We start from the raw sequence: 22,712 nt of genomic DNA on the forward strand, positions 1-22,712 counted from the left end.
AAGCCAGTGCATAAGATAACTACCGCTTTGCCTTTCATTCAGTGAATGACCGAAGGGTATCTGTGGCCCCGGACACCGGTGAGCCTGAATTTGCAAGGTAGGTCAATGCTGAACTTTATGAGGAAAAGTTATGACGGTATATCTTGGTATCGATATTGCCAGTAAGAAATTTGATGTAGCAGAACTCTGTGACGGAAATTACCGATGCAAAGCTTTTGAAAACACATCCGCTGGATTTTTGGCCCTCTATAAATGGCTTGGTCAGAGCACAATGCCAGACATTCACGCATGTTTGGAAGCGACTGGTGACTATGGCACTTCACTCGCCACATTTTTGTATGAAAATAAGATAAAAGTCAGTGTTGTTAATCCTGCACGTATTAAAGGATTCGGTGCATCGGAACTTTCGCGCACTAAAACCGACAAAGCGGACTCAAAACTTATTGCCCGGTTCTGTAAAGCTGCTGTGCCTGACGGATGGAAACCAACGCCAGCACCAGTGAGAAAGTTGCAGGCCCTCGTCCGTCGTATCAGCGCGCTCAATGGTATGTTAAGAATGGAGTGCAACCGTCGTGAGAATGCTGAAGCAAACATTCAGGCTTCTCTCGATCGCATCATTAGCCTGCTTAAAACGGAAATCGAGGTTGTCCGGCAAGAGATAAAAGATCATGTGAGAAGTGATGACGAACTGAAAAAGCAGGATGCACTTATACAGTCAGTTCCTGGTATCGGCGAGGTTTCGAGCAATCTGATTTTATCATTCATGTCCGGTAAAGGATTCAGGAAAGCAAAAGAAGTCACTGCGTACCTGGGGCTAAATCCACGTCACCATCAATCCGGTAGTTCTGTCAGAGGCAAGACGCGTATGTCAAAAATGGGTGATACGCGACTAAGAAGTGCCCTTTATATGCCTGCGTTGGTCGCCCTGAGATATAACCCAGATATAAAGGCATTTGGGCAACGACTATTGCTTGCAGGCAAACCGAGAATGCTTGTCGTTGGAGCCGTTATGCGGAAACTAATCCATATAGTATTCGGGGTACTAAAGTCAGGTACAGCGTTCAGTTCACGCATAGCTGTACATTCTGTAGTTACAAGCTGACCACAGTAAACTGGCAGATACTCGACAGGTTCAAATGTGCCTACTTCCATTTGGCCAACGGGCAGCTTTGTGCCAAGAGCGGACGTTACTGACATCAAACTTTTAAGCTACGGTGAGGAGTTCAGCATGTATAATGCTTTTACTCTCCCCATATGGAACCCTAACATGAATCGTTTGACTGAGATTGGTTTTATCAAGGTAGGATTCTGGCAAATTATAGACGGCAGCCTGAAGTACCATCTCGATGACAGATTCACTGATGTTAAGAACAACCTCTATGCATTTGTTTGTGATGGTGAGGTAAAATACGTTGGTAAAACCACTCGTCTACTACGTAACAGGATGTACCATTATTCACGTCCAGGCCCTTCCCAATCTACGAATATAAAAAATAACGCTAACATCATTGAGATGCTATCTAATAATGTTGCCGTTGATATCTTAGTACTTCCAGATTCAGGACTGATGCACTACGGGCAATTTCACTTGAATCTTGCTGCTGGTCTTGAGGATTCAATCATTAGTGCCATTAGTCCTGAATGGAATGGAGTTCAGAGGCCAGAACTGAAGAGTGAAGAAGTAATATCAACTGAAGCTGAAATCATCACACACAATAGTATTAAACAATTCACTTTCAACATGACAGATACGTACTGGCGTAGAGGATTCTTCAATGTGCCGGTAGTAAGTTCTCAAAAGTTTGGTAAAGACGGTGAGAACATCAAGATTATTCTTCGTGATGGCATGTCTTCCATCACTGCAATGATTAATCGAACTGCCAATCAGTCTGGTTCACCCCGCATCATGGGTGGCGTTGAGCTTAGACAGTATTTTCAACTCAATTACACAATTGGTGATGTTGCACCTTTCGAGGTAATCACACAAAACATGATGAAGCTAAAATGAAAGAGTGTTTCTTCCTTCTTACGGTCATATCAACCTGAAAAGTTCCGCTGGGTGACCTGCTCGCCGTCAATTAAATACGCAAATATTATCAAAGCACATCCGGTAATAGTAAACAGCGAACGTCCGCTCCTCGCTCAAAGCTGACCTTCACACGCCCCCCCATCTAGATTGAATCCTTTTAGACCTCAATAGAAGGTTGCAAATTAAGAGGGTATCTTATACGGATAAACGCCACAGGCCTATTGACACGGGCTGTGGCGTTGCTCCTGGTTACTGTCTGTTTTTGTTGAATAATTAATCAGATTTTTCTTGCTATCTTTTACAAACGCTACAGCGCCCGCCATCTGTACGCTCTGATTTTTACCTTGTTCTACATCAATAAAATTGCAAACATCCTTGATGCAAATCACTACATATAGACTTTAAAATGCACGCCGCCCCAATATGTTGTATTAATTGACTACAATTGCTACAACACCCGTTCACTCGACACAAGGTGAATTGTGGATAACCTGGGTCAGGATTGCGGGAAGTCATTGGAAAAGAGATGAATAAACCTGTTATGGCTTCCCCGGCCTCTGTGGATAACCTGTTCTTACAAATATGGAGTGATCATGACACCGCATGTGATGAAACGAGATGGCTGTAAAGTGCCATTCAAATCAGAGCGCATTAAGGAAGCCATTCTACGTGCAGCTAAAGCAGCGGGAGTCGATGACGCAGATTACTGTGCCACCGTCGCAGAAGTCGTTAGCAGCCAAATGAACGCGCGCAGTCAGGTGGATATTAACGAGATCCAGACTGCGGTTGAAAACCAACTGATGTCCGGCCCGTACAAACAGCTTGCCCGCGCCTACATCGAATACCGTCACGATCGCGACATTCAGCGTGAAAAGCGTGGTCGTCTGAACCAGGAAATTCGCGGCCTGGTAGAGCAAACTAACTCCGCGTTGCTCAATGAAAACGCCAACAAAGACAGTAAAGTCATTCCCACCCAGCGCGATTTGCTGGCCGGGATTGTCGCCAAACACTATGCCCGCCAGCACCTGTTGCCGCGTGACGTAGTACAAGCGCATGAGCGCGGCGATATCCACTATCACGATCTCGACTATTCGCCGTTCTTCCCGATGTTCAACTGTATGCTGATCGACCTGAAAGGCATGTTGACCCAGGGCTTTAAGATGGGTAACGCTGAGATCGAACCGCCGAAATCTATCTCTACCGCCACTGCCGTTACCGCGCAGATTATCGCGCAGGTCGCCAGCCATATTTATGGCGGCACCACCATTAACCGTATCGACGAAGTGCTGGCGCCGTTTGTCACCGAAAGCTACAACAAGCACCGCAAAACCGCCGATGAGTGGCAGATCCCGGATGCCGAAGGGTATGCGCGTTCTCGCACCGAAAAAGAGTGCTACGACGCCTTCCAGTCGCTGGAATACGAAGTTAACACGCTGCACACCGCTAACGGCCAGACGCCTTTCGTGACCTTTGGTTTTGGCCTCGGCACCAGTTGGGAGTCGCGTCTGATCCAGGCGTCTATTTTGCGTAACCGTATCGCCGGTCTGGGTAAAAATCGCAAAACCGCCGTGTTCCCGAAACTGGTCTTCGCTATCCGCGACGGTTTGAACCACAAGTTTGGCGATCCGAACTACGACATTAAACAACTGGCGCTGGAGTGCGCGAGCAAGCGCATGTATCCGGACATCCTCAACTACGATCAGGTGGTCAAAGTCACCGGTTCGTTCAAAACGCCAATGGGCTGCCGCAGCTTCCTCGGCGTGTGGGAGAACGAAAACGGCGAGCAGATCCACGACGGGCGTAACAACCTGGGCGTGATTAGCCTTAACCTGCCGCGCATCGCGCTGGAAGCAAAAGGCGACGAAACCGCATTCTGGAAACTGCTGGATGAACGTCTGGCGCTGGCGCGGAAGGCGCTGATGACCCGTATCGCCCGCCTTGAAGGCGTGAAAGCCCGTGTCGCGCCTATCCTGTATATGGAAGGCGCCTGCGGCGTGCGGCTGAAAGCGGACGACGACGTGTCTGAAATCTTTAAAAATGGTCGTGCGTCCATCTCTCTGGGCTACATCGGCATTCATGAGACCATCAACGCGCTGTTTGGCGACAAACATGTCTATGACAGCGAGCAGCTGCGCGCCAAAGGTATCGCCATTGTGGAACGTCTGCGCCAGGCCGTGGATCAGTGGAAAGAAGAGACTGGCTACGGCTTTAGTCTGTACAGCACGCCAAGTGAAAACCTCTGTGACCGCTTCTGCCGTCTGGATACCGCCGAGTTCGGCGTGGTGCCGGGCGTAACCGATAAAGGTTACTACACCAACAGCTTCCACCTCGACGTGGAGAAGAAGGTTAACCCGTACGACAAAATCGATTTCGAAGCGCCGTATCCGCCGCTGGCGAACGGGGGTTTCATTTGCTACGGCGAATACCCGAACATTCAGCACAACCTGAAGGCGCTGGAAGATGTCTGGGATTACAGCTATCAGCATGTACCGTATTACGGCACCAACACGCCGATCGATGAATGCTACGAGTGCGGCTTTACCGGCGAGTTCGAATGTACCAGTAAAGGTTTCACCTGCCCGAAATGCGGCAACCACGACGCCGCGCGCGTCTCGGTCACCCGCCGCGTGTGCGGTTATTTAGGCAGCCCGGACGCACGCCCGTTTAACGCCGGTAAGCAGGAAGAAGTGAAGCGCCGCGTGAAGCATTTAGGCAATGGGCAGATAGGTTAATCCTCCGTTTGCAATGCGTAAATGCCGGATGGCGGTGTAAACACCTTATCCGGCCTACAACCGCTGGCTATAGTTCCAATTTCATGAATTTCCTCTAAGCAGTTGGTGTTGTAGCAAGGCGGCAAACGAACGAATCCCAGGGAGCTTACATAAGTAAGTGACCTGGGTAAGTAAGAGCGGCCAACGCCGCTACAGCGCCAAATGCAACGAGGAAACATGAACTTTCACCAATACTACCCCGTAGACATCGTTAACGGCCCCGGCACCCGCTGCACCCTGTTTGTGTCAGGGTGCGTGCATGAATGCCCTGGCTGCTATAACAAAAGCACCTGGCGGCTGAACTCCGGCCAGCCGTTTACCAAAGAGATGGAAGATAAGATCATTGCCGATCTGAACGACACGCGCATTCACCGTCAGGGGATCTCGCTGTCGGGCGGCGATCCGCTGCATCCGCAAAACGTACCGGATATCCTGACACTGGTACAACGTATCCACGCGGAGTGCCCGGGGAAAGATATCTGGGTGTGGACCGGCTACAAGCTCGATGAACTTAACGCCGCACAGATGCAGGTGGTCGATCTCATCAACGTGCTGGTCGATGGCAAATTTGTGCAGGATCTGAAAGACCCGGCGCTTATCTGGCGCGGTAGCAGCAACCAGGTAGTGCATCATTTGCGTTGATCGCTAAAGCCGTTTGTTTGCATCGTGATAGACGGCTGAATGTTCTCGCTTGCCGACCGCGACAACAAACACAATCACAACGTCATCCCGAACCTGGTACACCAGACGATAACCGGACGATTTAAGCTTAATTTTATAGCAGTCAGGAAGACCGTTTAAACGGGCAGAGTCAATTCTGGGGTTCAATAGCACATCAGCCAACTTTTTCTTAAGCTGAGCCTTCACCGTATCGCCCAGCTTATGCCACTCTTTTAAGGCCCTCGGGTCGAATTCCAGTTCATAAGTCATCCAGACTAACCTTGATTCCCTTTTGCGGACTAGACAGCCTCTCCCGAACTGTCTGAATCAGTGCATCCTCACTGTCGCTAAGAGTGACGGTTTTCACTGGCATGCGCCCCGTTTCCGCGACGTACTGGAACAGTAATCGCACGGCCTCCGTTGGAGTAATGTTCAGTTTTTCCAGCACGGCATAAGCCTCATTTTTGAGTTTGTCATCCAGACGGACGTTCAGCGTGGCCATTATGCCTCCAGTAAAATCGAATGTGTAATGCAGTTTAGCATTACATTCGCATTACATCGAATTCTGGATAACGCCTCTCAAAAACGACTCACGCACTCCATCGCGACCGTTTTAAATTGCGTAAAATTCTGACATGCGCAGAGGCGCGTCATGGCGCGTTCGCGCAGGAAAGTGACGAAAATATCGTAGATGGCCATCGCCTCTTCATATTCACTTTTGCTGATGGCGAGTAAAAAAATAACGTGCGCCGTTTCATCACCCCAGGCAATCCCCTGTGGCGCGAGCACCGTATAAACCACCGTTTTCTTCGCCAGCAGCCCCAGCGCGTGTGGCAAGGCAATCCCGTCGCCTAATAACGTACTGACGATAGCTTCACGTTCAATAACCGAATCGAGAAACGCCGCATCAACAAAGCCTTCCTCATGCAACTGATCGCACAGCGTTTTAAACAGCGTCTGTTGATCTATTTCCCCTTCCACAATGCGAAAATGCGAGGCATCGAAATATTTATCCAGCATCCACGGACGGGTTCTGTCCACCAGCACCAGCTTACCGATCTGCTCCAATTGATAGTCGGTAGGAAAGGGCGCGATCATGATGACCGGTTTATCTTTTTCACCGATCCGCGCCGTGGAAATCACAAAATCCTCCACAATACTGTCCCGCGCCTCATAGTCGCGTAGCGTCAAAGTGCGGGCTATCTCAATCTGCGGGTATTTCCGCGCCAGTACCGCTTCAATCATCCGCACCATCGCATTACCAGCATCACACACCAGCAGTACCTGCGGCTGCCGCTGGTAGCCAATGTTGTAACTACGTTCCAGCCCAACGCCAATATGCAGCACCAGAAAACCGATTTCGTTTTCGCTAATGGTATACGGCGTGTATTTTCCCCAACTCGATATCGCCGCCAATGTCATATCCCACGCCATCGGATAGTGCTGCTTAATATTTTCCAGTAGTGGGTTGGGGATCATGATCTGGTAGCGCACGCGGGTGATCATCGTTTTGATGTGGGTCAGCAAGTCCGCGTGAAGCTGTTTATCATTCAATAGGTTATAGTTGTACTGGGTATTAATAAAATTGAGGATATAGCGCACCAGCGCCTCTTCATCATCGGCATTAATGGCGCTGGGGGCAATCTCCTGTACCTGGCGGGCGGCAATATGCACCTTCAGCCAGCTTACTTCCGGCTCCGACAGCGGCTTGTCGGCCAGCTGTTGTAGTAGCTCCGCAATTTCATGCGCCGCATGGCGCACCTTTTCATCGACCTCCTCCGCCACGCATTCCGATAACGGATACCCCTCGCGAATACGCCGTACCGCCACCGCGCAGTATAAACGCAGAAACAGCTCGCCCTCATCGGTCAGGCGGATTTGACAATGAGAGAAAATATCCGGCAAAAGAGACTGCAGCCGTTGAGACACCTCGGTGTTCAGCGTGGTACTAACAATTAACGGATGGGAGGGCTCCTGCTGCGCCAGCGTCCATAAAAGGTCGGTCAGACAGGCGCGAATCGCCATCTCTCCACCAAACAGTTTCATGCCATGACGCGGACGCGTTTCCAGCGTCAGATGATAACGCAGCAAATGCTCGCGCACGTCCGCCATGTCGTTCTGCAGCGTCGCACGGCTGACAAACCATTCATCTGCCAAATCCTCCAGCTTCAGCGAGAAGGCGGAGGTTAAAAAACGCGCCAGCAAATAGTGTATCCGCTCCTGGCTGGTGCGCGGACCGCGCGCCAGGGCGGGAGATTGCTGCGTTTGCAGGGATTGATAACGTGCCGGATCATCAATTTTGAGCTGATACCCGTTGCCGCGGCTGAGAGTAAATTGCGCGCCATGCGGCGTCAGCAACATGTTCAGCGCGGCGATATCCGCCCGAACGGTACGCGTGGAGACCGACAACCGCTGCGCCAGTTCGTCCTGCGGCAGCGTCTCGTTTTGCAGCATCGCAAATAGCTGCGCTAAACGTTGGTTGGGGAATCGCACGTCTCTCTCCTCATGATTAGCCGACACGCGACCGGACGATAGCGAGTAACTGACGCACATCGTCCGCACGAGTGTTGCCGCTCACCTTATCAATAATCGAACTATAAATGTGAGGAATGATTTTGCTTACACCTGCATCAAGGGCGATGTGCAGAATCTCGGCGAAGTTTTCCAGATCGATGCCGCCCGTCGGTTCCAGCCAGAAATCATGGCGGGCGCAGGCCTCAGCCACCGCTTTATACTCGTCGCGACAGGTGAGTCCTCCCATCGGAAAGTATTTAACGGAGCTGCCGCCCATGTCTTTGAGTAGCGCAATCGCCGTTTCTATGGGTACGATGCCGTCCGGCGCGCGGCTGCTTAGCGGGCCGGTGGAAATTTTCACCAGCCCCGGCGTGCCGGTCGGCGAGACAAGACCGTTAACCACCGTCTCATTTTGCCCCAGCAGCGCCCGGCTGGTCCCGACGCCGGTAAACACCTGGTTGACATGCTGCGGCTGTACCTGACGCGAGATTTCGCTCACCATCGCCGACTGGTTAGGATCGCCTGCCCCCAGTCCGACGGAGAGCGCATTATCGATAAGCGCCGCATATTCACGCATATCCGCGACTGCGCTTGCCACATCCGGATAGTTTTTGGAGAGCACGCCAACCAGCACATGACCTTCCGCCGCCGCGTAGATTTCCCGGGCGTTATCTTTCGAACCGGCCAGTACGTTCAGGCAAACGCGATCGCGGTAAAAGTTAGGGGTCAGTTTCATGCTTTTTTCTCCTGATTAATCACCTCGCCAATACGACGCGCCACAATCGCTAACTGCGCGCGATCGACGCTGCGGACATCCGCTTCAATAATTCCTTCGTTGGCTTTGTATCCGCGAAAGTAAATCGCGTATTCCCCTTGCTTCAGCGCGTCGACCAGTTCGCCTGTGGCGATGCCGGTAACGGCTTCATCAAACTTAATTTCCGTGCGCGCGATGTCGCGTCCGGCGCTGTCCCACACCACACGGGCGCTTACGCCGTGAAGCTGATTCAAGTTATTAATAAACGGCGTCATTTTCTCGACCATTTCCGCACCGCTCTCTTTCTGCGCACTGAGGTACAGTTCAATAGCGCAGGTCAGGCCAACAATTCCCTCTTTGCCGACCTTCATCGCCCGGCCAATGCCCGCTGACTGACGTTTTACCCACTCAACATACTGCGTTTTGCCAATCACCAGCCCGCTGGTCGGCCCTTCAATCGCTTTCGCGCCGCTATAGATAACGAGATCTGCGCCCACGCGGTAGTAGCACTGCAAATCTTCTTCCGCCGCCGCGTCCACAATCAGCGGGAGATTATGCGTGCGTGCCACTACCGCAGCCTGCTCCACACTAAGCATACTTTTCTGTACGCAGTGGTGAGATTTGATATAGAGAATAGCCGCCGTGCGCGGCGTAATGGCCGCCGCCAACTGCGCGGCGGAACATTCGTTGGCGTAACCGGCTTCCACCAGTTTGCCGCCGCCCAGCGCCACCATCGTTCCCACCGGCGCGCCAAAGTTGACGTTGTGGCCCTTTGGCAGGACGATTTCGTTATTTTCAATCGGTGTAACGTGCAGGTTTTCCAGCAGCCAGTCGCTGTCCTGAACCAGTACCGCGGCAACCGACTGGGCAAGGCCCGCACTGGCGCAGGAGACTACCGTCGCCCCTTCCACCTCCAGCAATTTCGCAATGTACTCGCCAGTTTTATTCACCAGATCTTTCATCTCGAAATACTGATTCATTCCGGCCATCGCCGCGTCTATCACTTCCGGGCGCGGCGTGGAGACGCCGAGCGCCGTCATACGTCCGGAGGCATTAATCACCTGTTTTAATTGATACTTCTCAAAAATCGAAGGCATGTTCCGCGCTCCCTTGTTCGGTCATATAGCCCTTGCCTGCGCGTATCGCGGCAAGCGGCGTCAGCAATTCTTCAGCCTGTAAGCTGTCGTTTTCCGCGTCTACCAACACGGCGGGCTGGCGTTTAAGCGTAAAGAGGGTCAGGTCGGCATCCAGACCTGGCTGAAGACGCCCTTTGGTTTTCAGATTCAGGCTATCGGCGGCATTGGCCGTCACGCACGCAATGACCTGCGGCAGCGACATGCCGATGGCGAGGAATTTCGACATCACATTAGCCAGCGAATGCACCGGGCCATTGATGCGGTTACGGCAGTAGATATCGGAACTGATGGTATGCGGTAAAATCCCCAGGCTAATAGCGCGTTTCGCCACCGCAAAGCTCAGGCTGGCGGTACCATGCCCGACGTCCAGACGCACGCCGCGCGCCAGCGCTCGTGTCACCGAGGTGCGCAGCTCGCCTTCCGGCGTCAGAATACGGTTCGGCTTACCGTTGTAACAGTGGGTAATGATATCGCCCGCCGTCAGACGCTCCGCTATTTCGTCCAGATCCGGCGGGTTATTGCCAATATGCACCATCAGCGGCAGGTTGCCGTTTTCTTGCTGCATGGCTTTAGCGCGTTCCAGCGGTGTGATGCCGTTAACGCCTACCACGCTGCTGCTCATCCGCGCCTTGAGGCCGACGATAAAATCCGGGTGGCGTTTTACCGCCTGCCGGACCGCATCGGCGTCAATATTGGCCATGTTAGCCAGCTCGTTTTGGGCAATAAGCCCAACGCGGGAAATATTCAATAGCGCATAAACGTCGGTGGTCGCCTGACGGGTCAAAGCATAGAAATCATCAATATCATCTGCGCCAGTGCTACCGGCATCCACCACTGTGGTAACGCCAGTGGCAATACCCACGCTATCCGGTTCGTCGTGGTAAATCGGCGATGTCGGGTAGCAGTGAACGTGCGAATCAATCCAACCCGCGCTAACGTAACACTCGCCGCGCAGGTCAATGGTTTTCAGCGCCGGACCATCAACGTCACCCAACGCCGCGATTTTGCCATCTTGCAGGGCAATATTAGTCAGCGTGTCATCGACCAGACGCGCATGGCGCAGGAGTAAATCAAACATCGTTCTCTCCTTTGCCGGATGGCGGCGCAACCGCCTTATCCGGCCTACAAATCAACAGTTAGCTAATCGCAATCGGGAAGATAGAACCGAGGATCATCGCGCCTAAAATCGCGCCGCCGGTAATCGGCTTCTGCCAGATATAAAACAGCAGCGCGCCCACCAGAGAGCCCAGACCAATGGGAATCGATGCCGTCATGGCGCTGAGGATAATCAACGGCCCCAGAAAACGACCTGAAGTGTTACCGGCCCCCATCATGACGTCCGCCCCGTACGTGGAGTCGCTCTGATTGATGGTGAACTTACGCGCCAGAATAATGATGTAGCCAATCGCCAGGCCAATCACCAGACCGGTTATCAGCGAAGCGATAAAGTTCGCCACCGGGAAGACAAAGCCAGCCCCCAGCAGTAACGCCGGAACCCCTAAGCCCACGCCAGTCTGAATTGCCCCGCCGATATCCAGAATTCCGACCAGCGAACCTTCGATAATGCGGGCAAATAAAAAGCTGGCGCCGAAAGCGGCGACCGCGCCGTAGACGCCGGTATCCATCCCCGCTTTCAACATCGCCACAAAAGCGACTTCGTTAAATGCGCCGATACCGTACAGATAGTACATATGCGTCCCGGCGAAAACGCCGGAGGAGAGCAGACCAACAAAGATCGGGAACGACCAGTCGGCATACCAAAAACCTTTATTCTCTTCCATTGTGGCCTCCGTTATTTGCCGCTGAGCGAGTTGTGGATCAGTTCAAGCCAGTTAGGTACCGTCATGTTGAAAGACTCGATCATTTTCATGTCGAAGCCGCGGAAGAAGCCGCTCAACACAAACAGCAAAACGATGGCGACCATCATCACTTTGGTGACATGGTTCCAGCCGCTCTCTTCTACGCCTTTACCGATCAAAATACCCAGCACCAGCCCCGGTACGGCGTTCCCCATGATGAGCTGCGCCGCGCCGCCGAAAACGGTGGCCCAGAAGCCCGATTTTTTACCGGCGTCGATCGCCGCTAACCAGAAGATCACAGGCATGACGATGTTGACCAGCAGGTTTGCCGCCGGTACCAGCACCTTAACCGCCGTCACCTGTAGCGCTTCTGGCACGGATGAGGCGGTCAGGTTAAGGAACGTCACGACGATCATGCCGATGACGGCGCAGGCGATCGCCATTTTTTTCGGGTCGTGCAGCGTCTCGCCAACGTTACGGTTTTTGATCATGAGCGCCGCCGCGCCCCAGTTAGGGATAATGCGGTGATCGACATCCTGGGTGAACGATCCGGCCGCCACAGACGACGCCCAGGCGTTAAAGAAGAAACCCAGTCCAAAGGAGAAGTGAGATGCCGGGTCGCCTTCACAAGAGTTGAGTTCGCCCAACGTACGGAACGCGCCCATCCCCTGCGTGGTTGGCGCGTGAAACATGCGTGCAGCCCCAGCGCCCACTCCTACGCCGACCAGCGCGCCGATAATGAGCGATTTAATTAGTATTATCAGGAACATAACTATGCCTTTTTAATAAAAATCAGCGTTTCGCGACGAAATCCACCCTGTCGAGATTGATGGCGGTCACGTTGACGGTCACATCCAGCTCCACGCTGTAAGTGCGTCGTTCCCGGCGCAAAAAGAAAAACAGAAAGGCCTCTTTACGCACCGACTCATGCGCCTGAACAATCCGCACATCCTGTGGCTCAATACGCAGTAAGATATACGGCGACTCTCTCATCACCGCCGACTGAACATGGTTCAGCGCATCGGCAAAGGCGCGTGCTTTGGCGTCGCCCTTGCCTTTTACTCTCACCGTGGTGGTGAATTGCTCTTTCATCATCAGGCGCCGTATTTCTTTTGCCACGCCTGCACCAGGCGCTCGCCGAGCTCTTCTTTATCCATAAAGCCGAAACCCAACACGTTGCAGCCTTCATTGATAGCGGTGACGCCTTCATCCACTGACCGCATTCCATATTTGGCTTTGTAGCCATGCTTGTTTTGCGCGGTGATAGCGCCCGCGCCGCCGCTGCCGCAAAATGAAATGCCGAAGGTGGCGTTTTCCGCTTTCATCACATCGCCCAGCTTCATGTCTGCCGCGACGCCCGGTACGACGACCGCGCGACCGCCCGCTTTTTCCACGCCTGCCGCCACTTTCTGGCCTTTACCCAGGCGATCGCCAATCACGACGGTAATCTGTTCCATTTTTTGCTCCTTAGAGGTTGTCTTTCGCGACTTCAAAATGTACCGATAATAGCCAGGCTTCTTCGTCAGGAAGGTTGCCAAACGCCGCCACGATTTCGCGGGCGAGCGCCATTGATTCGGCTGAGATTTCATCAAACAAGCTGGCATCGACTTCCGGTAAAGGCTCGCCGGTAATTGACCGGTGCGCCATCGCGCGAACGTGCGAGGTCAGCATTTGCGTCTGTACCGCATTGGGGACAATGTGATGCCGCCCCAGCAGGCTATCTACCTGCGTTAACACCTGTTCAGCCAGTTCGTTAATTCGCTCACCGGCATCGTGTTTTACTGCTCCGTTATCCACGCGTCTCACCCCGTTAATGGCAATGAGATAAAACTAGCGGCAAGGGTTAAAAGTTTGTAGCGAGTTATTTTCCACCTCGAAGTGGAAACGCGAGTGGGATAGGTGATCTGCGCCACAGAAAAGGCGGCATTAATGAATTATCGCCGGGAAAGTGTGAGATCTATCGCGGCATAAAGAGGAAATGGCGAAACAATGACGTTGTCGTCTAAAGTGAGAAAGTGTGATGGGTATTACATTTTGCCGGATGGCGACCTGCGGATAAAGCGAAGCCGCCATCCCACAAAAATTAACGATACTTTTTATGATACGTATTGCGGGTGGTTTTTAGCGCTTCCGCCGCCGCTTTCGCTTCTTTAACGTTACCTTCGTTCGCCAGCTTCAGCGCGCCATCAATTTGGCCGACCAGAATGTCAAAACCGTGACGAAAATCCTTCATTTCCGGGCTATCCGGCGCTTTATCTTCCAGCTTTGGCGGCGTAGCTTTTTGAGCATCCAGCGCGGCCGCGCGCATTTTGGTTAATGCCGCTTTCAGTTCAGGGGCACTATCCGTTTTCTCAACAACTTTCAGGTTATCATTGAGAATATCCATATTATCTTCAAGATCGGCAGCAAAAACAGCCGAACCGAATACCAGCGATGACACAGCAAGAATAGCTAACAGGCTTTTACGCATTGCTCACTTCCTTTTTTATTATTAACGATAAGTGTAATACCCTGAATAATTCAAGTTGCAGGCAGCCAACGCGCCTGCAGCCTGAAGTATGACGGGTATTATTGTCCGGCGATTTTCATCTCCGGTAACAATACCGAACCACACTGTATATTACTGCGCGTTTCAATATCATCACCCACAGTGACAATATTACGCCACATCTCTTTTAAATTACCGGCAATGGTAATTTCACTTACCGGGTACTGGATTTCACCATTTTCAACCCAGAATCCCGCAGCGCCGCGGGAGTAGTCGCCGGTAATACCGCTGACGCCCTGGCCCATCAGTTCCGTCACCACCAGGCCGGTGCCCATCTCTTTCAGTAACTGCTCAAAGTTCAGCCCCTGCCCGGCGATACGCCAGTTATGAATGCCGCCAGCATGACCGGTACTTTTCAGCCCCAGTTTGCGGGCGGAATAGTTGGTCAGCAACCATTGCGTCAGTACGCCATCCTTCACAATGTCCCGGCGCTCTGTACGCACGCCTTCGCTGTCGAACGGTGAAGACGCCAGCCCTTTTAGCAGATGCGGGTGTTCTTCGATGGTTAACCATTCCGGCAGAATTTGTTTGCCCAGCGAGTCGAGCAGAAAAGTGGATTTACGGTATACCGCGCCGCCGGCAATCGCCCCAACCAGATGACCAAATAGCCCTGTCGCCACTTCATTGGCGAAAATGACCGGCGCTTTCATGGTGGAGAGCTTGCGCGGCGACAGGCGGGATAAGGTACGGCGCGCGCACTCGGCCCCGACCCATTCCGGCGCTTGCAGATCCGCCATTGCCCGACCGATGGTGTAAGCGTAATCACGCTCCATATCGCCGTTCTCTTCGGCGATGACGCAGCTTGAGAGCGAATGGCGCGTGGAGCAATATCCCTGCAACATGCCGTGGCTGTTGCCGAACACTTTAATGCCGTAATGGCTGTTAAAGCTACCGCCTTCGGTATTGGTGATGCGTTTATCCGCCTTTAGAGAAGCCTGCTCCGCACGCGCGGCCAGTTCAATGGCTTCGTCTGGCGTAACCTCTGCCGGGTGGAACAAGTCCAGATCCGGCGCGTCAAACGCCAGCAGTTCTTTGTCCGCCACGCCTGCGCACGGGTCCGGCGACGTGTAACGCGCGATATCCAGCGCGGCCTGCACGGTACGGGCAATCGCCTGCGGGCTTAAATCCGTCGAAGAGGCGCTGCCTTTGCGGTTCTGGTGATACACCGTAATGCCCAGCGCGCCGTCGCTATTAAATTCGACATTCTCTACTTCACCATAACGGGTGCTGACGCTAATGCCGGTGGTCTTGCTGACGGCGACTTCCGCCCCATCCGATTTGCCTGAGGCTAACTCCAGCGCTGTCGAAACTGCTTCTTCCAGAATCTTACGCTGCGCTTCAACTTGTGAGATTACTTTCATTGCAAATGCCATAATGTAGAGAGAGTTTCTCTGAAGTCTAACAGAGAACCGTTTTTCAGTGCGCATCTTAACTGGTAACATTAGCCTCTTTTTTTAAGGAGCCTGACATGACAAAGCAGCCCGAAGACTGGCTCGACGACGTTCCCGGTGATGACATCGAAGACGAAGACGATGAAATTATCTGGGTCAGTAAAAGTGAAATTAAACGCGATGCCGAGGAATTAAAACGCCTGGGCGCGGAACTGGTGGATCTGGGGAAAAACGCGCTGGATAAGATCCCGCTGGACGCCGATCTGCGCGACGCCATTGAACTGGCCCAGCGTATCAAAATGGAAGGACGCCGCCGCCAGTTGCAGCTTATCGGAAAAATGCTGCGCCAACGCGACGTTGAACCTATTCGCCAGGCGCTGGACAAGCTGAAGAACCGCCATAATCAGCAGGTGGTGCTGTTTCACAAGCTTGAGCATCTGCGCGATCGTCTGATCGTCGAAGGCGATGACGCGGTAGCCGAAGTACTGACCCTGTGGCCGCACGCCGATCGTCAACAGCTTCGTTCATTGATCCGCAATGCGAAGAAAGAGAAAGAAGGCAACAAACCGCCGAAATCAGCGCGTCAGATCTTCCAGTATCTGCGCGAGCTAGCGGAAAACGAAGGGTAATTGCCGCAAATGACCGCGCCAGCCTGTGGCGCGGTACAGGCAAATCCACCCGTTTTTAACGTCCGAGTAGCTCCCGCTCGATCCGCTCGCGCGTTTCCACCGCCTGAACACTCATTTTTTCAGGATAACCAAACAGCGACGTGGTGATAATTGCCTCACCGCCCACCTTAAACGTGCGATTTGCAAAATCCATTTCACGCAGCGCCTGGAATAGCGCGTCAAAATCGACCTCACCTTCTCCCAGCCCGATGTGCTGATGAATCGTCGCATTCACGCCAGGCGGGTTCATGATATAGCGGCAGGGAAGCGTGTGGTTGTGCGTATCGGCCAGCAGAACATGCGAAAGATCGGCCCCGGCATAGTTCAGCATCCTTGCGACATCGCCCTGCCCTTTATCGTAAAAGAAGCCATGCGGTGCGCTGTACAGATAGGTCACGTTATCACTACGCAAAGACTGCACCATGTCGACCGTCTCATCGTTCAGTTCGCAGAAATCCCAGGGGTGAGACTGAATTTCGATTCGAATTCCCTCTCGTTCTACGATCGGCAGCAGTTCCTCCATGGAGCGATACCACATCTCTTCACAAATCTCCGGCTCATCCGGCGTCCCGGAAAGCTCGGTATTAATCACCTGTACGCCCATATCAACGGCAATCTCAATCATCCGCTTCCAGTTGGTTACCGCGGCGCGCCGACGCTCTTCATCGGGGCCGGACCAACGATAAACCACAATAAATGACGAGATTTCCACACCGTAGTTCTGCAAGGCGCGTTTATATTCCTGCATGGTATCGCGACCAGCTTTAGGGTGTTTATAAAACGGATTAATACGCGGGTGCGGCGACTGCTCAATATATTTATACCCCCACTCGGAAACCTGCCGTACCATTTGGGTAATGGGTAAATGTTTAATAACATCGACATCAAAAGCAATTTTCATTGTAAATACCACGCTGCGGAAACTGAAAACGGTCACCTGGAAATTAGCTGTATCATTGCAACAGCAATGACACACTGCGATTAATTTGTTCCTCTATTTCCGCCTCACTCCAGGAAGCCAACTGGGAAGAAAAAGGTTCAAAAGCGTAAATACCGCGATATCCCATATTTTCCAGACGCTGCACCTGCTGGTAATTCTGCATTACATCCTTTTCACTCAGCATAATACGCTGCTCATCAGCCAATGCTTCCGTTGGTCGGGTGTCTTCCACACCGGACAAATGCACCAACCCGATAGCAGAAATATCAATGCGCGACGCAAACTCCTTTTCGGCCTCTTCGTACAGATGATGATGGAAGGTATCCAGCAAAACCTTAAAGGGGGAACCTGCTTCCCGGATCAGTTGCTGAGCCCAGACGGCAGAACGCAGCGAACTTACGCGGAATCCCAAAGGTTCAACCAGCCCCTGAATATCATACCGGGCAAAGAGATCGCTCAGTCGTTTTATTGCCTCAACCGTAACCTCCGGCGGCACAATCGTTCCATCATTCAGCGGACAAAGAACTAATGCCCGCGCGCCGACTCCCTGCGCGTCTCGTAATAATCCTTCCGTTTTTTTTACGACCTCCTCGGTCAGTTGGTTGAAGGGATAGACCGCATTAATTGTGACAATTTCAAGTCCATACTTTTCTGCCAGGTTACGCACCTGATTATAATTCAAGTCATCAGTAACGCTGCCGCTTGGCATATCATTACGCAATTCCACTTTATTAAACTCAAGACGTTTAACCAGTCGAAAGAATGCTCCTATGCTTAGACCCGGTGCAATTTTCCGGTTAATACAAAACCGTGTTTTTTCGATATTCATTATTTTCTCCCTGAACGTATATGGGTGGGTAAATAACCGTAATCCGTTAGTACAATTTAACGTAGGGTGAAAAAACCGGCTTTATCAATCTTGATAAAAACCGGTTTAATTTAGTGATGAACATCACAGGCTATAAGGGATTTTTGAAGAATATTTGAAGCTATTTTTCGCCAGGCACTTTAAGAAACTGCACCAGAATGCCGCTGAATAAATAGAGCCCCGCCATAGTATACATCACCACGCCGGTGCCGAATCCTGCCAGAACAGAGACCAGCGCTGGCCCAACGAAATTCCCCAGGCCGGAACCAAAGTTCACGGCCGAGTTCGCCGCCCCCTTCTTATCCGGCGCCATCATCGGCACCAGCGGCGTCATTGGCACAAAGCCAGCCAGCCCGGCTCCCCACAAACACATCGCCAGCATAAAGGCGACATAGTTATGCCCCCATATCATCGGCACCCAGTAAACAATCAGCGTAGCGACACCGGTCAGGATGCTGCCAAAAATCTGGATGGTTCGGCGAAAACCAATTTTATCGCCCATCCAGCCAAAGATAATGTTGAAGACCTGGTTAGAGATAAAGGTAATCCCCCAAATACTCGCCCATTCCTCAAGCGTAAAGTGCTTATCCAGCAGAAACAGAGGTAATACGACAACAAAACCATAGGTGCCAAGACCGTTAATAGTTTTGACAATCACCGCCAGACCGATCCGTGGCCGTTCATACATAATGGAGATACCCGCAGATAACTCTTTGAAGACCGGCGTCGTTCGCGGTTTCAGAATGAATTCATTGCGTTCCAGCACCAGCATGAAGAGAACCCCCAGCAGCGCAACGCCCATCCCGGCCCACATCACGTTGATATGCCCCAACGCAGGAATTAACGACGCCGCCACCACCGGCCCAATGATGGTAAAACCAAGGTTATAGACCACCCAAAACAGCGAGGTGCCGATCCCTTGCTGGTGATTATCCAACTGGATGGTCAGGCGTACCAGGAAGGAGTAACAGACCAGCGGATACCCCACGCCACGCAGCATATAGGTCACGAGAATGGCGCCAAAATCATGGCTGGGTAGCGCAAAGTTCAGAAACGCGACGGAAGCCAGAAGATAGACGATAAAACCGGTAACCATCACCTTTTTAGGACCAAAAACGTCCACACAGACGCCGGATAGCCAGGAGGTGATCGCGACCACAATCCCATACCCGGCAAAAATCTGCCCGATATGCGCCTGATCAAATCCCTGCGTATTTAACCAGGCAGATAACCAGCTGTTCTCAATACAGCCGCCCAACATAAATAAAAATGTTCCCAGGTAGCTCCAGATAAACTTACCTGGTTTTATATAAAATGTCTGGGGCAGCGTTGCCTGCATTTCTTTCATTTTATTACCCTCGGTATAGAAAAGCTCTCACACTTTTCAGTGCGAGAGTTTATTCATTATTAACAGATGCAGTTAAAGATAAATATCGCTTGTTATTTTCACCGGCAGCCCGCTTTTTAATGATTGCTGCGCGGCAATAGCGATACGCTGGGCCAATAATGCGTCTTCGCCGGTACAGACAACCGGCGTATGATGCAGGACTGAATCAATAAAGTGTAATATTTCCGTTCGGTAAGCTTCGCGATAACGGACCGTGAAATCAGGAAGAGGATTTTTCATTATGCAGTGCTGGCTGTTGAAAACTTTCACCGTCGATTCACTAACGTTATCCGCATACGCCATCCCTTCTGAGCCAAAAACCTCCACCCGTTGGTCATAGCCATATACCGCCCGACGGCTGTTATCAATGAGCGCGTAGCCGCCGTTTCTGAAAGTCAGCATCACCGCAAGCGTATCAACATCATCAATATTTTTCAGGCTGGGATCAATCAGCGTATTGCCCTTAACATAGACTTCGCTGACTTCATCCTGCATCATAAAACGAGCCATATCAAAGTCATGCATGGTGAAGTCAAAAATCAGACCGCCAATACGTTTGATCAGATCATGGGGTAGCAGGTCCGGATCGCGGGAGGTGATTTTTATCATCTGGGGCCGACCAATCTTGCCGCTGCGCACCAGCTCAAAGACCTCGTGAAACTGAGGATCAAAACGGCGATTAAAGGCAACCTGCAGCGTCACCCCCTTCTCTTTCACTTTTCTCAGCACCGCCATTGAGGCCTGCTCATCTTCATTCATGCTGAGCGGTTTTTCACAAAAAATGTGCTTCCCCGCCTGCGCTGCCGCCGTGACGATCTCTTCGTGCATATCCGTTGAGGTGAAAATAAAAACTGCCTCTATATCATCACGCTGTAAAAGTTCCTGATAATTTTTATACCCTGAAGTTATATTTACCGAATAAAGCCAATCGCTCATCTCCTCAATAAAATAATCGGCGGCGCAGATAATATCTAATTGAGGCAGTAAATACATATTTTCAACATGCATTTTACCTACCCGACCAAGGCCAATAACACCACATCGAAGCTTTTTCATTCGTACCTCTTAATCTCATGAATAGTAAATTTAAAACCGCAAAAGAAAAGCATCCGTAGTTCTGCGAAAAACGGATCGTTTTATTTTGCCGTTCTGAAAAGCAAACAATGCGTTGACGCTGTATCGTTCAGGTTGCAGAACAATAACCACACTTCTGCAACCTGAACGACGGCAAATTAATCAGTACTGCCGGGCCTGTCCGATATGTTCCTCAAGCATACGCGCTACCGCCTGGATACGTTCGCTACGGGATACCTGCGCCCCGCCAACGCGCCACCAGCTCAGGTACTTATGCACCATCGTTTTGGGAAGCACTTTTATGTCTATCAGCGTGCTCACGGTCTGTTTACGAGCATCTTCCAACGCTTCATGCAGTTGTTCAATGGTGGTGACGCGATAGCTTTTACAGCCATATCCTTCAGCGATGCGAGCGAAATCGACTGGGATAAACCCGCCTTCCTGACGACCGCTCTCCTGCTGATGGAAACGAAACTCGGTGAAGTAACTGTCCATACCGTGTTCCATTTGCAGATTATTGATACAGCCGTTGGTCATGTTATCGAGCAAAATGACGGTAATCTTTTTCCCCATCTGGACGGAAGTGACCAACTCAGAGTGCAGCATCATGAACGAACCGTCGCCCACGAAGCTGTACACCTCGCGCTCCGGCTGCGCCAGCTTGGCCCCCAATGCGGCATTGACTTCGTAGCCCATACAGGAGTAGCCGTACTCGACGTGGTAATCATTCTCGCCGCGGCTTTGCCAGACACGCTGGAGGTCGCCCGGCAGGCTGCCCGCCGCCGCCACCACCAGCGCGTTTTCCGGCAACATCCGGTTAAGCACGCCCAACACGCGCGTCTGGGTCAGCCACGACCGCGTAATCTCATTAAACTCTTCAAACACCTTTTGAGTATCCATATGATCCTCAATTTCAGGTTTGAAGCCCTCTCCGCTATATTCCACAGCATAGACGCGCTCAACTTCCGCCATATATTGCGAGCGGACGCGGTGAATAGTCTCACCCCATTGCGAAGCATAATGCTCCTGGGCCAGCCGTTCGCTAAGCTGCGTCAGGGCGACGCGAGCGTCACCCTGCATCTGTACGCCATCCAGCTTGAAGACATCAAAGCGGCTAACGTTGATATTTAAGTAGCGCACGTCGGGATTCTGGAAGATCCACTTTGAGGAGGTGGTGAAATCGGTATAGCGCGTCCCCACACCGATAATCAGATCGGCTTCCTGCGCCAGCAGATTCGCCGCCAGTGAACCGGTTTCGCCAATCCCGCCGACGTTCAACGGGTGTGCAGAACTGAGCGCTCCCTTGCCAGCCTGGGTTTCAGCAATCGGCAGATGACAGCGTTCGGCAAATCTCAGCAGCGCCTCTTCAGCCTGCGAATACTTCACGCCCCCACCGCAAACGATCAGCGGCCGCTGGTGGCGGCGAATCAGCGCAACCGCCTCGTTCAGCATCGGCTCCGTCGGCGCGTGACGCTCAAGACGATAGACCCGGCGAGCGAAAAAATAATCCGGATAATCCCAGGCTTCACCCTGCACATCCTGTGGCAGGCAAAGCGTCACGGCCCCCGTATCCGCCGGATCGGTTAACACCCGCATCGCGCTGATACAGGCGCTCATTAGCTGTTCCGGACGCGTAATGCGATCCCAGTAGCGGCTAACTGCACGGAAAGCGTCATTGGTGCTCAGCGTCAGATCGTGTTCTTGTTCAACCTGTTGCAAAACCGGGTCGGGTTGACGAGATGCGTACACATCGCCCGGCAGCAAAAGCAGTGGAATACGGTTAGCCGTCGCGGTCGCCGCTGCGGTGATCATATTGGCGGCCCCTGGCCCCACTGAGGAGGTGCAGGCATAAATCTGATGGCGACGCATCTGGCGGGCAAATCCCGTCGCGATATGCGCCATTCCCTGTTCGTTACGCCCTTGATGAACGCTAAGTTGGCCACAGTCCTCTTCCAGCGCTTGCCCCAATCCGACGACGTTCCCGTGGCCAAAAATGGCGAAAATCCCTTTTACAAATTTGATTTCGCTGCCGTCTACGTCGATGTACTGATTATCAAGAAAGCGCACCAAAGCCTGCGCCATGGTCAACCTGATTGTTTTCATGTACCCCACCTGCTTTTATCAACCGTTCGGCTGTCGTTGCCTGCTTATGCATCGCTTCAGCCCCAAAAAC

The 22,712-nt window shown here is 52.1% G+C and carries 23 protein-coding genes; 5 read left to right on the forward strand and 18 right to left on the reverse strand.

What is annotated here, in order from left to right; genetic code table 11:
- Nucleotides 1-130: 130 nt before the first annotated feature.
- The 4 genes from LCS67_RS19625 to nrdG all read left to right on the forward strand — a co-directional run bounded on the left by LCS67_RS19625 (nucleotide 131) and on the right by nrdG (nucleotide 5,442).
- Complete coding sequence (locus tag LCS67_RS19625; protein ID WP_000219492.1) at nucleotides 131-1,102, forward strand: IS110 family transposase; 972 nt, start codon at nucleotides 131-133, stop codon at nucleotides 1,100-1,102.
- Between the two features lie 165 nt (nucleotides 1,103-1,267).
- Nucleotides 1,268-2,008, forward strand: coding sequence for a GIY-YIG nuclease family protein (locus LCS67_RS19630; RefSeq protein ID WP_223202802.1), 741 nt, complete (start codon nucleotides 1,268-1,270; stop codon nucleotides 2,006-2,008).
- Nucleotides 2,009-2,622: 614 nt separating this feature from the next.
- Nucleotides 2,623-4,761 (forward strand): anaerobic ribonucleoside-triphosphate reductase, encoded by a 2,139-nt coding sequence (nrdD, locus tag LCS67_RS19635; RefSeq protein WP_000187815.1) that lies wholly within the window; start codon nucleotides 2,623-2,625, stop codon nucleotides 4,759-4,761.
- Nucleotides 4,762-4,977: 216 nt separating this feature from the next.
- Nucleotides 4,978-5,442 carry an anaerobic ribonucleoside-triphosphate reductase-activating protein gene (gene nrdG, locus LCS67_RS19640; protein ID WP_001009178.1) on the forward strand — a complete coding sequence of 155 codons (465 nt, stop codon included), beginning with the start codon at nucleotides 4,978-4,980 and terminating at the stop codon, nucleotides 5,440-5,442.
- Nucleotides 5,443-5,445: 3 nt separating this feature from the next.
- On the opposite strand, the gene LCS67_RS19645 is transcribed toward nrdG, so the two are convergent.
- The 13 genes from LCS67_RS19645 to pmbA form a co-directional block, all read right to left on the reverse strand.
- The gene (locus tag LCS67_RS19645) at nucleotides 5,446-5,730 is read right to left on the reverse strand and encodes a type II toxin-antitoxin system RelE family toxin (RefSeq protein WP_000220578.1); all 285 of its coding nucleotides are present in this window, start codon (nucleotides 5,728-5,730) and stop codon (nucleotides 5,446-5,448) included.
- On the reverse strand, nucleotides 5,720-5,962 hold the full coding sequence (locus LCS67_RS19650) for a type II toxin-antitoxin system RelB/DinJ family antitoxin (protein WP_000212724.1): 243 nt from the start codon (nucleotides 5,960-5,962) through the stop codon (nucleotides 5,720-5,722). Before LCS67_RS19650 ends, LCS67_RS19645 begins: the two co-directional genes overlap by 11 nt.
- Before the next feature lie 77 nt (nucleotides 5,963-6,039).
- On the reverse strand, nucleotides 6,040-7,953 hold the full coding sequence (locus tag LCS67_RS19655; protein ID WP_001212131.1) for a BglG family transcription antiterminator: 1,914 nt from the start codon (nucleotides 7,951-7,953) through the stop codon (nucleotides 6,040-6,042).
- A gap of 16 nt (nucleotides 7,954-7,969) precedes the next feature.
- A complete protein-coding gene (dagF, locus tag LCS67_RS19660; RefSeq protein ID WP_000779263.1) occupies nucleotides 7,970-8,710 on the reverse strand; it encodes a 2-dehydro-3-deoxy-phosphogluconate aldolase in 741 nt (246 codons plus the stop codon).
- Nucleotides 8,707-9,825, reverse strand: a complete 1,119-nt coding sequence (locus tag LCS67_RS19665; protein WP_001139184.1) for a DgaE family pyridoxal phosphate-dependent ammonia lyase — start codon at nucleotides 9,823-9,825, stop codon at nucleotides 8,707-8,709. Before LCS67_RS19665 ends, dagF begins: the two co-directional genes overlap by 4 nt.
- Nucleotides 9,809-10,942: an amidohydrolase/deacetylase family metallohydrolase gene (locus LCS67_RS19670; protein WP_023212816.1), complete on the reverse strand. Its 1,134-nt coding sequence runs from the start codon at nucleotides 10,940-10,942 to the stop codon at nucleotides 9,809-9,811. The genes LCS67_RS19665 and LCS67_RS19670 overlap by 17 nt, the downstream gene beginning before the upstream one ends.
- A 58-nt stretch (nucleotides 10,943-11,000) precedes the next feature.
- Nucleotides 11,001-11,645: a DUF4310 family protein gene (locus tag LCS67_RS19675; protein WP_000392127.1), complete on the reverse strand. Its 645-nt coding sequence runs from the start codon at nucleotides 11,643-11,645 to the stop codon at nucleotides 11,001-11,003.
- 11 nt (nucleotides 11,646-11,656) lie between these two features.
- Nucleotides 11,657-12,433: a DUF4311 domain-containing protein gene (locus LCS67_RS19680; RefSeq protein ID WP_000478578.1), complete on the reverse strand. Its 777-nt coding sequence runs from the start codon at nucleotides 12,431-12,433 to the stop codon at nucleotides 11,657-11,659.
- 22 nt (nucleotides 12,434-12,455) lie between these two features.
- Complete coding sequence (locus tag LCS67_RS19685; protein WP_000975187.1) at nucleotides 12,456-12,758, reverse strand: DUF4312 family protein; 303 nt, start codon at nucleotides 12,756-12,758, stop codon at nucleotides 12,456-12,458.
- The gene (locus tag LCS67_RS19690) at nucleotides 12,758-13,120 is read right to left on the reverse strand and encodes an SFCGS family glycine-rich protein (protein ID WP_000435389.1); all 363 of its coding nucleotides are present in this window, start codon (nucleotides 13,118-13,120) and stop codon (nucleotides 12,758-12,760) included. Before LCS67_RS19690 ends, LCS67_RS19685 begins: the two co-directional genes overlap by 1 nt.
- Nucleotides 13,121-13,130: 10 nt before the next feature.
- Nucleotides 13,131-13,469, reverse strand: a complete 339-nt coding sequence (locus tag LCS67_RS19695) for a glycine dehydrogenase (RefSeq protein ID WP_001255104.1) — start codon at nucleotides 13,467-13,469, stop codon at nucleotides 13,131-13,133.
- Between the two features lie 277 nt (nucleotides 13,470-13,746).
- Nucleotides 13,747-14,133, reverse strand: coding sequence for a cytochrome b562 (gene cybC / locus LCS67_RS19700; RefSeq protein ID WP_001232231.1), 387 nt, complete (start codon nucleotides 14,131-14,133; stop codon nucleotides 13,747-13,749).
- 98 nt (nucleotides 14,134-14,231) lie between these two features.
- Nucleotides 14,232-15,584 carry a metalloprotease PmbA gene (gene pmbA / locus LCS67_RS19705; protein WP_000852994.1) on the reverse strand — a complete coding sequence of 451 codons (1,353 nt, stop codon included), beginning with the start codon at nucleotides 15,582-15,584 and terminating at the stop codon, nucleotides 14,232-14,234.
- Nucleotides 15,585-15,679: 95 nt separating this feature from the next.
- Here pmbA and yjgA point away from each other — a divergent pair, with 95 nt between their 5' ends.
- Nucleotides 15,680-16,231 (forward strand): ribosome biogenesis factor YjgA, encoded by a 552-nt coding sequence (gene yjgA / locus LCS67_RS19710; protein WP_000166287.1) that lies wholly within the window; start codon nucleotides 15,680-15,682, stop codon nucleotides 16,229-16,231.
- Nucleotides 16,232-16,286: 55 nt separating this feature from the next.
- Here the strand turns inward: yjgA and iolH are convergent, their stop codons facing one another.
- The 5 genes from iolH to iolD all read right to left on the reverse strand — a co-directional run bounded on the left by iolH (nucleotide 16,287) and on the right by iolD (nucleotide 22,642).
- Nucleotides 16,287-17,171: a sugar phosphate isomerase/epimerase IolH gene (gene iolH / locus LCS67_RS19715; RefSeq protein WP_000683955.1), complete on the reverse strand. Its 885-nt coding sequence runs from the start codon at nucleotides 17,169-17,171 to the stop codon at nucleotides 16,287-16,289.
- A 52-nt stretch (nucleotides 17,172-17,223) separates the two neighbouring features.
- Nucleotides 17,224-18,039 (reverse strand): 2-keto-myo-inositol isomerase IolI2, encoded by an 816-nt coding sequence (gene iolI2, locus LCS67_RS19720; RefSeq protein ID WP_001019388.1) that lies wholly within the window; start codon nucleotides 18,037-18,039, stop codon nucleotides 17,224-17,226.
- Between the two features lie 160 nt (nucleotides 18,040-18,199).
- Nucleotides 18,200-19,426 (reverse strand): MFS transporter, encoded by a 1,227-nt coding sequence (locus tag LCS67_RS19725; RefSeq protein WP_000661780.1) that lies wholly within the window; start codon nucleotides 19,424-19,426, stop codon nucleotides 18,200-18,202.
- A 72-nt stretch (nucleotides 19,427-19,498) separates the two neighbouring features.
- Nucleotides 19,499-20,521, reverse strand: coding sequence for a D-chiro-inositol-2-dehydrogenase IolG2 (iolG2, locus tag LCS67_RS19730; protein WP_000736098.1), 1,023 nt, complete (start codon nucleotides 20,519-20,521; stop codon nucleotides 19,499-19,501).
- Between the two features lie 180 nt (nucleotides 20,522-20,701).
- The gene (gene iolD / locus LCS67_RS19735) at nucleotides 20,702-22,642 is read right to left on the reverse strand and encodes a 3D-(3,5/4)-trihydroxycyclohexane-1,2-dione acylhydrolase (decyclizing) (RefSeq protein ID WP_000849477.1); all 1,941 of its coding nucleotides are present in this window, start codon (nucleotides 22,640-22,642) and stop codon (nucleotides 20,702-20,704) included.
- Nucleotides 22,643-22,712: the final 70 nt, after the last annotated feature.

Source organism: Salmonella sp. A7 (assembly GCF_020181675.1).
GTDB lineage: Bacteria > Pseudomonadota > Gammaproteobacteria > Enterobacterales > Enterobacteriaceae > Salmonella > Salmonella enterica.